Annotated in this window: 10 protein-coding genes; 3 read left to right on the top strand and 7 right to left on the bottom strand. The window is 63.4% G+C overall.

Translation table 11 applies throughout. The annotated features are described in order from the left end of the window. Positions 1–9: 9 nt before the first annotated feature. The 7 genes from ACF8FG_RS25310 to ycaC form a co-directional block, all read right to left on the bottom strand. Positions 10–1,032 carry a DUF2955 domain-containing protein gene (locus ACF8FG_RS25310; protein ID WP_318075823.1) on the bottom strand — a complete coding sequence of 341 codons (1,023 nt, stop codon included), beginning with the start codon at positions 1,030–1,032 and terminating at the stop codon, positions 10–12. After that, positions 1,022–2,119, bottom strand: a complete 1,098-nt coding sequence (locus tag ACF8FG_RS25305) for an HlyD family secretion protein (RefSeq protein ID WP_014589654.1) — start codon at positions 2,117–2,119, stop codon at positions 1,022–1,024. Before ACF8FG_RS25305 ends, ACF8FG_RS25310 begins: the two co-directional genes overlap by 11 nt. After that, a complete protein-coding gene (locus ACF8FG_RS25300; RefSeq protein ID WP_014589653.1) occupies positions 2,116–3,630 on the bottom strand; it encodes an efflux transporter outer membrane subunit in 1,515 nt (504 codons plus the stop codon). Before ACF8FG_RS25300 ends, ACF8FG_RS25305 begins: the two co-directional genes overlap by 4 nt. Before the next feature lie 3 nt (positions 3,631–3,633). After that, entirely contained in the window at positions 3,634–4,731 is a 1,098-nt protein-coding gene (locus ACF8FG_RS25295; RefSeq protein WP_318075821.1) for an AI-2E family transporter, read from the bottom strand. A gap of 40 nt (positions 4,732–4,771) precedes the next feature. After that, positions 4,772–5,968 (bottom strand): monovalent cation:proton antiporter-2 (CPA2) family protein, encoded by a 1,197-nt coding sequence (locus tag ACF8FG_RS25290; RefSeq protein WP_070383441.1) that lies wholly within the window; start codon positions 5,966–5,968, stop codon positions 4,772–4,774. A 36-nt stretch (positions 5,969–6,004) separates the two neighbouring features. Continuing rightward, positions 6,005–6,820, bottom strand: a complete 816-nt coding sequence (ppk2, locus tag ACF8FG_RS25285) for a polyphosphate kinase 2 (RefSeq protein WP_119714155.1) — start codon at positions 6,818–6,820, stop codon at positions 6,005–6,007. A 106-nt stretch (positions 6,821–6,926) separates the two neighbouring features. Continuing rightward, a complete protein-coding gene (ycaC, locus tag ACF8FG_RS25280) occupies positions 6,927–7,547 on the bottom strand; it encodes an isochorismate family cysteine hydrolase YcaC (RefSeq protein ID WP_010951959.1) in 621 nt (206 codons plus the stop codon). Between the two features lie 208 nt (positions 7,548–7,755). On the opposite strand from ycaC, the gene ACF8FG_RS25275 reads away from it, so the two are divergent. From ACF8FG_RS25275 to ACF8FG_RS25265, 3 genes are all read left to right on the top strand, one after another. After that, entirely contained in the window at positions 7,756–8,145 is a 390-nt protein-coding gene (locus ACF8FG_RS25275; protein WP_004575697.1) for a nuclear transport factor 2 family protein, read from the top strand. 92 nt (positions 8,146–8,237) lie between these two features. After that, on the top strand, positions 8,238–9,737 hold the full coding sequence (locus tag ACF8FG_RS25270) for a cytosine permease (protein ID WP_318075817.1): 1,500 nt from the start codon (positions 8,238–8,240) through the stop codon (positions 9,735–9,737). A gap of 13 nt (positions 9,738–9,750) precedes the next feature. Further along, positions 9,751–11,181, top strand: a complete 1,431-nt coding sequence (locus tag ACF8FG_RS25265) for an aldehyde dehydrogenase family protein (RefSeq protein WP_019437905.1) — start codon at positions 9,751–9,753, stop codon at positions 11,179–11,181. Positions 11,182–11,448: the final 267 nt, after the last annotated feature.

The raw sequence follows: 11,448 nt of genomic DNA, 5'->3' as shown, positions 1-11,448 counted from the left end.
GGAGCGGGCTTAACCGCGAAGAAGCCCGCGCCGACTCCGAAGCCGGTCAATCCAGATCAACATGGCGCTGGCATACACCGACACCGCCAGAAACAGCGCCATACGCACCGCAAACGCCTTGTACACATCCTGCCCACCTGCACTGTCCTGCACCGACTGCCCCAGCAAGATCAGCATGGTCGTCAGGCAACTGACCCAGTACGCCGGGCTCTGCCGGCTCGGCACCGCCTGATACAGGCGCCGAGCCTGCCAGAGGGCGAACAGCAGGACCCACAAGAAGAACATCCACAGGTGAACGAACAGGCTCAGCGCTACCCACAGCACTATCGCCAACACCCCGGCAAGCAAGGTTGAACCGATCAGCTCGCGGCTGGCGTGCCGCGCGCGGGTTTCGCCTGCTTGTTGCCCCACGCTCACAGCCTTCATGATCAATGGCATGTACTGGTCAGGAGCGATCAATGCCAGCAGAAAGGCCGGCATCACGATCAACGTGGCACGCAGCGCCACCCAACTGACATGCTCGCTGCCCAACAGCGGCGGCACCGGCTGTGCTGGCGCATTGGCAGGTTCGGGGAACAACGTATGCGCCACCGACGTGCCCAGCACTGCCAGCAGCATGCCTTTGGCCAGCGCTTCGACCACCGACAATGCCAGGGTGAAGTCACTGGTGCCGGCAGCGGCGATCATGGTCAGGCCGATCACCAGCAGGTTGGCCAGCAAGCCGTTGCCGCCCTTCAGCGCATAGCGCAAGGTCAGGAAAACACCCACCCCGACCAGTAACACCCCAGCCAACGGAGCATGGCGCAACAGCGGAATCAGCAGCAAACCGCTGCCGCAAGCGAGCAGCACCAGTAGCGCCAGGACCGGTGCTGCACGCAGGGGCAATGGCTGACTGCGCATGGCCAGCAACAGCACCGCAAACACCGGCGCCAGAATCGGCACCGGCAAGCCTAGACCGAAGCTCACTGCCAGGCACAGCGCCCCGCCCCAGGCCAGGCGCAGTGCGCGCAGGCGGCGCAATTCAATAGGCATACGACAGCCAGCCCATCAGCCACATGAACAACCGGCCCAGCAGGTTCAGTGGGTTGCCTTCGCTGGGCAGGGCCATGACCTCGGCCTGGCCACCGACCCGCAGCACGGTCTTGTCCTGAAGCTGGTCGCGCTCCAGCTCGACAATCACCGGAAAGCGCTGCGCTGAACGCAGCCACTCGCGGCTATTCTGCACGGTCGGCAGCGTACCCGGCGGCGTGCTCTGGCCCACGCTCACGCCATAGCCAATGCTGCGTATACGCCCTTTCAACACGGTGCCCGGTAGCGCATCGAGCACCACCAGCACCGGGGTTTCAGGGCGCAAACGACCGAGGTTGTTCTCGGTCATGTCGGCACTTATCCACACGTCATGGATACTGATCAGGGTCATCATCGGGCTACCTGCCCCGACATAGTGGCCAACGTCTGTGCGCAGGTCGGTGATCAGCCCGTTCGCGTCGGCACGCACCACGGTGCGGGCAAGGTCCAGGCGGGCCTTTTCCACATTGGCCGCAGCACTGCGCAGTTGGGCGTTGTCTTCCTGTGCCCCGCCCTGCTGCTCACGGGCGCGCTCCACTTCGGCGCGGGCTGCCGCCACTTGGCTGATGGCCTGGTCACGAGTGGCCTGGGCGCCTTCCAGGCGGCGCACCGACACCGTACCAGGGTCTTCGTCAATCAGCCGTTTGAGGCGCTCGGCGTCCTGCCGCGCCTTGCGTTCGTTGGCCTGGGCTGCCACCAGCGCTGCCTGCGCCGAATCGATGCCGGCGGTACTGGCGCCGATCTGCCGGCGCACGGTATCAAGGTCGGCTTCGGCGCGGGCCAGGGCAATGCGGTACTGCTCCTGATCGAGTTCGAACAGCACATCGCCCTGGCGCACCTCCTGGTTGTTGCCCACGGCCACACGCTTGATCTGCCCGGCCACTTCGGCGGCCACCGGGACCACGTAAGCCTGCAGGCGAGCTTGCTGGGTGTACGGCGTATAGCGGTCAGCCAGCAAGTACCAGAGCAGGCTGACGGCAATCAGCAGCAGCACCCAGCGCATGCCGCGATCCGGGGCTGACGGGGGCGGCGTTGGCGTGGCGTCGCTCATTCGGTTTCACCTTGTGCATGCGCGGTGGGGGCTGGCTCGTCGAGCAACTCGCCCCAGTCGGTGCGTTGCTGCATTTGCTGGCGGGTGGCCGGGTCGAGCGGCGCGCGGCTGGCGTCCCAACCACCACCCAGGGCCTTGTACAACGTCACCAGGCTGCTGACCGCGTTGCCACGGCTGACCAGGTAACCGTCCTGTTGCTGCAACAGCAGTTGCTGAGCATCGAGCACCCGCTGAAAATCGGCGAAGCCTTCACGGTACTGCGAGCTGGCCAGATTCAGCGAGCGCTGTGCAGCCTGAGAGGCCTGGTCGCGAATGGTTGCACTCTGCAGCGAGCGCACCAGCCCGCTGGCAGCATCGTCGGCCTCACGGGCGGCTTCGCGCACGCCCTGCTGGTACAACTCGATCAGTTGCTGCAACCGGGCATCTTCCACGCGTACGGTGTTCTTGCGCCGGCCATAGTCGAACGGGTTCCAGATCAGGCTTGGGCCAGCCGCCAGGTCGAAGGTGTCGGGCAGATGATTGGCCGATAGGAAGGTCCAGCCGATACTGCCGAGCAAGCTCAGCTGTGGATAAAGATCGGCCTCGGCCACCCCGACCAGCGCCGACTGCGCCGCCACTGCCTGCTCGGCGGCGCGGATGTCCGGGCGGCGCTGCAGCAGGCTGGCAGGTACATCCTGCAACACTGCCCGGTTGGGCAAGGGCAGTTGGCCATGCCCGGCCTCCAACTGCGGCAGCGGCCCGGGTGGGCGGCCGAGCAGCGAGCACAGTACGTTGCGCAGGGCATTGAGCTGGTTCTCGAATTCGGGAATGGTGGCCAGGGTCGCCAGATATTGAGTACGCGCCTGCTGCCAGTCGAGCTCGTCATTTTCGCCATGGCGGAACAACCGCTCGGTAATCTCCAGGCTACGCGCCTGGCGCTTGGCGTTCTCTTGTGCGATCGCCAGCCGCGCCTCGGCGGTACGCAGGGCAAAGTAGGTGTCGGCCACTTGCGCACGCAGCAGCAGCATGGCATCGGCGTAGTTGGCCTGGGAGGCGAAGTAGACGGCATCGGCGCTTTCGATGGCACGACTGAAGCGGCCCCAGAAGTCAATTTCCCAGCCGATGTCGAAGCCCACGCTGGATTGCCAGAACACCGAATCACGGGCCGAAGGCGTACCAGACTGATCCTGCTTCAGGTACAGGCTTTGCGCACTCAGTTGCTGCAGCTGCGGATAACGCCCGGTCTGCACGATGGCCAACTGGGCACGGGCTTCAGCGATACGCAGGCCAGCCACGCGCAGGTTGGTGTTGTTGGCGTCGGCCTCGGCTATCAGCGCGTCCAGCGTCGGGTCGGCAAACACCGCCCACCACTGGCGCAGGCCGGGCGCAGCCGCGCTGCGCCCGGCCTGCTCCAGCATTGGCGTGCTCCAGCCGTCCAGCCACGGCACTTGGGGCTTCTCGAAATCCGGACCAACCTGAGTGCAACCGGCCAGCACCATCAGCAGCCCCAGGCCATAACAGCGCTTGGGCATGGCTCAGGCGGCAGGTGGTGCCGGTTGCTCCGGCACCTGCAGCGCAACCCATTGCCAGAACAGCACGTACGTCACGCCGAGGATTACCGGGCCGATGAACAAACCGATGATGCCTTTGACCACCATGCCGCCCAATGCCCCGATCAGTACCACCGGCATCGGTACATCAACTCCGCGCCCCAGCAGCAGCGGCTTGAGCACGTTGTCGGCAAGGCCGGCGACGAAGGTGTAGATGGCAAAAATGATGGTCGCCACCGTGAAGCCTTCGGCGTTGAACACATAAATGATCACCGGCAAGGTCACCAGCGTCGCCGGGGCCTGGGCAATGCCCAGCATGAGGATGACGATGGCCAGCATCCCGGCACCGGGAACCCCTTTGACGACAAAACCGACACCGATCAGCAGCATCTGGATGAAGGCAATGCCGATCACCCCTTGTGCCACCGCGCGAATGGTGGCCGTGCACAGCGTGGCCAAGGGTTTACCGCGCTCTGCGCCTGAAACCCGCATGGCGATGCGTTGGGTAGCGATTTCACCTCGTTCACCGAAGGCCATGATGACCCCGGAAATGACGATTGCGCCGATGAACAGAAGGAAGGCCCCGCCGGCGCTGGCCGCAGCGCCCAGCACCGTTAGCCCGGCCCCCTTGATCTGGGGCATCCACTGATTCAGTACACTGGCCATGTTTTCGGAGGCCGCCAACCACAGCGCGTGCACCTTCGGCCCGATCAGTGGCCAGGCCGCCACGGAATCAGGCGGGACCGGCACGCTCCAGGCGCCGCTCTTGAGTAGCGTCACCAGGCTGTCCACCGATTCGCCGATGGACATCACCACCAGGTAGATAGGCACCAGCAGCAGCACCAGAACCAATAGCACCACCAGCGTCGCCGCATAGCCTTGCTTGAGCCCGGTGCGGCGCTGGATGCGGCAATGCAATGGGTACAAGGTGACCGCCAGAATCACCGCCCACAGCATCAACTCCAGGAACGGCTGGAACACCTGGAAGGCGAAGATCACCAAGGCTGCCACCAGACCGGCCTTGATGAGCACATCGAGCAAGCCCCGCGAAAGGGCGCTGTCCAACTTGAAACTCGACTGCATGATTCATCTCCCGATATTCAATGCACCAGCACGGCGCAACTCACTGCCCCGTTTCAGGGGATGCCTGCACAGGGCTGTCATCGCGCAGCTGCCGCGCCAAGGCCATCATGACCAAGGGCACCACCGCCATCGACAAGGTGATGGCCAGCACCAGCAGGTCGTGTACCTGCTGGGTGAGTACCTGGTGCTCCAGCGCCAGCTTGAACACCACGAAGGCGAACTCGCCACCCGAAGCCAGCACCACGCCCAGGCATAGCGCCTGGGCCTGGTTGAGCCCACCGACCGTATGCCCCAGGCCATACAGCAAGGGCAGCTTGATCACCACCAGCAGCACAGTCAGGCCCAGCACCATCAGCGGCATGCCGAACAGCAGGCGCAGGTCGGCACTCATACCTACGCCAACGAAGAACAGTCCCAGCAGCAGGCCTTTGATCGGTTCGATCTGGGTTTCCAGTTCGTGGCGAAACGGCGACTCGGCCATCAGCACACCGGCCAGGAAGGCCCCCAGCGCCATCGACACACCCACATGCTCCATCAACCAAGCGGTGCCCAGCACGACCAGCAAGGCCGTGGCGGTCGACAGTTCAGGCAGGCCCGAACCCACCGTCCACTTGAATATCGGGGTCAGCAGATAACGGCCAAAAACAATCAGCACACCAATGCCGACAACCACAGCCAGCAAGGGCCAGGCACCTTCGTCAGCAGTGCTGACATCGCCTCCAAGCAGCGGCACCACGGCAATCAAGGGAATGGCGGCAATGTCCTGGAACAGCAGGATGGCCACGGCCAGGCGGCCATGAGGTTTGCCCAGGTCCTTGCGCTCGGCCAGTACCTGCAGGCCAAAGGCGGTGGACGACAGCGCCAGGCCCAGGCCCAGCACGATGGCGGCAGGTTTCGATTGGTCGAACAGCCAGAATGCCAGTAGCCCAAGCAGCACAGCGGTCAGCCCCACTTGCAAGCTGCCGACGCCAAATAGCGCCCGGCGCATGGTCCACAGACGCTTTGGGGACAGCTCCAGGCCAATCACGAACAACAGCATGACCACGCCCATTTCCGACAGCCGCGCCACGTTGTCCGGGTTGCCAAGCAGGCCAAACACCGACGGACCAATCAGGATACCCGCCAACAGGTATCCCGGTACTGCGCCCATTTTCAAACGCTGCGCCAGCGGTACCAGAAGTACCACCGCCAAAAGGAATACCACCGTCGCCTGCAACAGGCTGCCGTCATGTGGCATGAGCTCGTACCTTCGCAGCTCCCTGCTGGGAGGGGTTCAGAAACGTTCTTCGACGAACTTGAACGGGTAGGCGACCGCCTTGTACTTGCCGATCTTGCCGCGCTTGGGCAGCTTCACCAGCTGGTCGCGGGTTATATCCTTGTAGGGAATACGGCTGAGCAGGTGGCTGATGATATTCAGTCGCGCGCGACGTTTGTCGTTGGAATTGGCCATGAACCACGGTGCCCAGGCGGTATCCGACGCCTGGAACATGTCGTCACGCGCTTGGGTGTAGTCATCCCAGCGGGTATACGACTTGAGGTCCATCGGCGATAACTTCCACAGCTTGCGGCCGTCGTTGATGCGGTCCTGCAGGCGCCGGGTCTGCTCATCGGCGCTGACTTCAAGCCAGTACTTGATGAGGATGATCCCCGAATCGACCATGACCCTTTCGAACACAGGTACACCGGCCAGAAACTTGTCCACTTGCTCACCAGAGCAAAAGCCCATTACCCGCTCAACGCCCGCTCGGTTGTACCAACTGCGATCAAAGATCACCACTTCGCCCGCCGCTGGCAGATGGCCCAGGTAGCGCTGCAGGTACATTTGGGTCTTTTCCCGCTCGGTCGGTGCGGGCAGCGCCACCACACGGAACACCCGTGGGCTGACACGCTCGGTAATGGCCTTGATGGTGCCGCCCTTGCCGGCGCCATCGCGGCCTTCGAAGACAATGCATACCTTCAGGCCCTTGGCGACCACCCACTCCTGTAGCTTCACCAGCTCTACATGCAGGTTCTTGAGCGCTTTTTCGTAGGCCTTGCCGCCCAGCTTTTCTGGCTGTTTTTGGGGGGGCTTGCTGGACGGCTTCGACATGACACGCTCCTGAAGGCGAATGAAGAGTGAGTATGGTCGATTAATGCCAGTTTGCCGCTTCGCTTGCAGATTGATGTGGGGGCTGTCGTGCAGCCCCCGGGAGGCACTATTTGGCCAGCTTGTTGTAACTGGTCATCAGGTTGCGGTAGTCCGGGATATGGTTGGAGAACAGGGTACCCAGCCCTTCGATGTCGTTGCGCCAGTCACGGTGCAGTTCGCAGGCCACGCCGAACCAGGTCATCAGCTGCGCCCCGGCAGCCTCCATGCGTCGCCAGGCCGAATCACGGGTCAGTTCGTTGAACGTGCCAGAGGCGTCGGTGACGACGAATACCTCGAAGCCCTCCTCCAATGCCGACAGGGCCGGGAAGGCCACGCATACTTCAGTGACCACACCAGCAATCAGCAGCTGCTTCTTGCCGGTGGCTTTTACCGCTTTGACGAAATCTTCGTTGTCCCAGGCGTTGATGTTGCCCGGACGTGCAATGTAGGGGGCATCAGGGAACTGCTCTTTCAGTTCCGGCACCAGCGGGCCGTTGGGCCCCGTCTCGAAACTGGTGGTGAGGATGGTCGGCAGCTTGAAGTATTTGGCCAGGTCGGATAGGGCCAACACGTTGTTCTTGAAGCGGTCGGGGTCGATGTCCCTTACCAGCGAGAGCAAACCGGTCTGATGGTCGACCAGCAGTACGGCTGCGTTGTTCTTGTCCAGACGCTTGTATTGGAAGGCCACGGTGGATCTCCTTGCTTCAGCGGGTTGGGAGTATCAGCGTAGGCAAGGATGGGGGGTGGGAGAGACCGTCAGTCGGCTTGCCTGTTCTGGCGTCCCCCATCACTTCACAAATTCCTGAACTGATTATTTGCCGCCAGCGATTTTTCCCCTCGCCCACCGCCACCAGAATCGCTTCACCACAATCACAATAAACCGTGAGGCCACTCCCGTGGACCAGACACTTCAAGTGCGGCAAGCCGCCGCCGACCTCGTCGCGGCGTTCGCCAGCAACGACACCGCCCGCTATTTCGCTTGCTTCAGCGAAGACGCCACCTTTCTGTTCCACACCTTGCCGTATCCGCTGTTGTCGCGTCGCGCCTATGAAGAGCTCTGGGCCCAGTGGCAGGCCGAGGGCTTTACCGTGCTTGCCTGCGAATCGGGCAACGCCCATGTAAGCCTGCAAGGCGACGTGGCTGTGTTCATGCACGATGTGGCCACGCGTATCCGCATCGGCGGTGAAGAGCACCCGTTGAGCGAGCGCGAGACCATCGTCTTCCGTCGCCATGGTGACCAGTGGCTGGCCTGCCACGAGCACCTGTCGGTCGTAACACCGGCCTGATCACCCTTTACGCGGCACTGCCGCCCTGCCATCGCACCCACAAAAAGGCCCGCGCACTGCGCTGGCTACAACAACCGCGCTGGAGCACCACCATGAGCCACTCGACCGGTATCGAGACCAACGGCGTCGAACAGATCCCCGCCGATCAACGCGACGCCTCCCCGCTAGACCTGTTCCGCCTGATCTTCGGCGGTGCCAATACCTTCGCTACCGCCGTACTGGGCAGCTTCCCGGTGCTTTTCGGGTTGTCTTTCCAGGCGGGTGTGTGGGCGATTCTGCTTGGCGTTGGCATCGGCGCGCTGATCCTTGCACCGATGGGGCTGTTCGGCGCGCTTAACGGCACCAACAACGCCGTTTCCTCGGGCGCGCACTTTGGCGTACACGGGCGCATCGTCGGCTCGTTCCTGTCGCTGCTCACGGCGGTTGCGTTTTTCTCGCTTTCGGTATGGAGCTCGGGCGATGCATTGGTCGGTGGTGCCAAGCGCCTGGCCGGCCTGCCAGAGACCGACCTGACCCTGGGCCTGGCCTACGGTGTGTTCGCGGTGCTGGTCCTGGTGGTATGCATCTTTGGCTTCCGCTTCATGCTGTGGGTCAACAAGATTGCCGTTTGGGCCTCGAGCCTGCTGTTCCTGCTGGGCATCGTCGCCTTTGCCGGGCCCTTCGATGCCGGCTACGCAGGCAGCGTCAACCTCGGCCAGGCAGGCTTTTGGGCTGCGTTCGTCGGCGCGGCGATCCTTGCCATGAGCAACCCGGTGTCGTTTGGCGCCTTCCTGGGTGACTGGTCACGCTACATTCCACGCGAAACCTCCAAGGCACGCATCATGCTGGCAGTGATCGCGGCACAGGGGGCGACGCTGATTCCGTTCCTGTTCGGCCTGTGTACGGCCACCCTGGTCGCCACCCAGGCGCCGGACTACATTGCCGCCAACAACTATGTCGGCGGCCTGCTGGCGGTAGCGCCAAGCTGGTTCTTCCTGCCGGTGTGCCTGATTGCGGTGATCGGCGGCATGTCCACCGGCACCACCGCGCTGTATGGCACCGGCCTGGACATGTCCAGCGTGTTCCCACGCTTGCTAAGCCGAGCCGGCGCCACCCTGCTGATCGGCGTGTTGGCGATCGGCTTCATCTTCATTGGCCGCTTCACCTTCAACCTCGTGCAGAGCGTATCGACCTTTGCCGTGCTGATCATTACCTGCACTAGCCCGTGGATGGTGATCATGATCCTTGGCCTGATTACCCGCCGCGGCTTCTACCACGCCGACGACCTGCAGGTATTCACCCGCGGCCAGCGTGGTGGCCACTACTGGTTCCTGCACGGCTGGAACTGGCGCGGCATGGGGGCGTGGATCCCCAGCGCGGCGGTTGGCCTGTGCTTCGTCAACCTGCCGGGGCAGTTCGTCGGCCCACTGGGCGACCTGGCGGGCGGCATCGACCTGAGCCTGCCGGTCACGCTGGGGCTGGCTGGCGTGCTGTACCTGCTGTTGCTCAACCTGTTCCCTGAACCTGCTGGCGTTTATGGCCCCCTGGGCCCGCGATGGGTGCGTTGCAAAAGCACCGCGCATACGCCTGTGACCACCGCCGAAATGGCCTGACTGGAAACCGACCATGACCACTTCCCACTATATCGCCGGCCATTGGGTCGAAGGCCAAGGCAGCGACTGCATCAGTGTCACCGACCCTGCGCTGGGGCAACCGTTCGCCGAGCTGATGGCCGCCAGCGTGAGCCAGGTCGACCAGGCCGTCGCCGCTGCCCGCAGCGCCCTGCCCGCCTGGAAAAGCACCTGCGCCAGTGAACGTGCCGCCTTCCTGCGTGGTTTTGCCGAACAGCTCGGGCAACGCCGTGAAGCGCTTGTCACCCTGCAGATGCGCAATAACGGCAAACCGCGTCACGAAGCGGAAATTGACCTGGATGACGCCATCGCCACCTTTGGCTATTACGCCGAGCTGGCCGAGCAGCTGCCATCGAAAAACCGCACTGTGCCGCTGGCCGCGCCGGGTTTCACCGCCCGCACCCGCCTTGAACCGGTGGGCGTGGTCGGCCTGATCGTGCCGTGGAACTTCCCGTTGGTGACCAGCGCCTGGAAACTTGCCCCGGCCCTGGCCGCCGGTTGCACCGTGGTGCTCAAGCCTTCAGAGGTCACCCCGCTGATCGAACAGGCCTACGGCCAGATCGCCGACGCCCTGGGCCTACCCGCCGGGGTGCTGAACATCGTCAACGGCAAGGCCGAGACCGGCGCCGCGCTGAGCAATCACAACGGCCTGGACAAGCTGTCCTTCACCGGTAGCAACAGCGTCGGCAGCCAGGTGATGCGCAGCGCGTCGGCGCAGTGCCGGCCGGTGACACTGGAACTGGGCGGCAAGTCGGCCATCGTGGTGTTCGATGATTGCGATGTCGACCAAGCGGTGGAATGGATTGTTGCCGGCATCACCTGGAACGCCGGCCAGATGTGTTCGGCCACATCGCGGCTGCTGGTGCAGGACGGCATTGCCGATGCACTGCTGCCGCGCTTGCAGGCGGCACTGGAAAACCTGCGGGTGGGTAATCCTTTGACCGAAGAGGTCGACATGGGTCCGCTGACCAGCCAGGCACAATGGCTGAAGGTAGCCAGCTACTTTGCCACGGCGCGGGAAGAAGGTTTGCAGTGCCTGGCTGGCGGCCATGCACTGGACCGTGAAGGCTGGTTCGTCAGCCCGACGCTGTATACCGATGTGCCGAAGGACAGCCGCCTGTGGACCGAGGAAATCTTTGGCCCGGTGCTCTGCGCACGGCGCTTTGCCAGCGAGGAACAGGCCATTGCCGAAGCCAATGACAGCCGCTTCGGGTTGGTAGCCACGGTGTGCTCCGCCGACTTGGAGCGCGCCGAGCGCGTGGCCGATGCGCTGGAGGTTGGTCATGTGTGGATCAACTCGGTGCAGGCGGTGTTCGTCGAAACGTCATGGGGGGGCACCAAGGGTAGCGGGATCGGCCGTGAGCTGGGGCCTTGGGGGTTGTCAGCCTATCAGTCGGTCAAGCATGTAACCCGCTGCCTGGGCTGATATCGCAAGGAGCCGCGTTATGGCACCGGCCCTGCCGGTGTTCGCGGGTAAACCCGCTCCTACACGACGGCCTGTGTCCAACCCTCGACGTGTGTCCACCACCAATCTGCGTAGGAGCGGGTTTACCCGCGAATACGGTGGCGGCGGCAACAGTGAACGGCGGGTGGAAATTGGCCAGCAGGCCTGGCCCTTTCGCGGGTAAACCCGTTCCTACACGACGACCTGTGTCCAACCACAGAGGTGTGTCCACCACCAATCTGCGTAGGA

It is taken from the genome of Pseudomonas sp. YQ_6 (genome assembly GCF_043103245.1).
Taxonomy (GTDB): domain Bacteria; phylum Pseudomonadota; class Gammaproteobacteria; order Pseudomonadales; family Pseudomonadaceae; genus Aquipseudomonas; species Aquipseudomonas alloputida.
The sequence above is the reverse complement of the archived record's forward strand: the minus strand, read 5'-3'. Positions and strand labels throughout refer to the sequence as shown.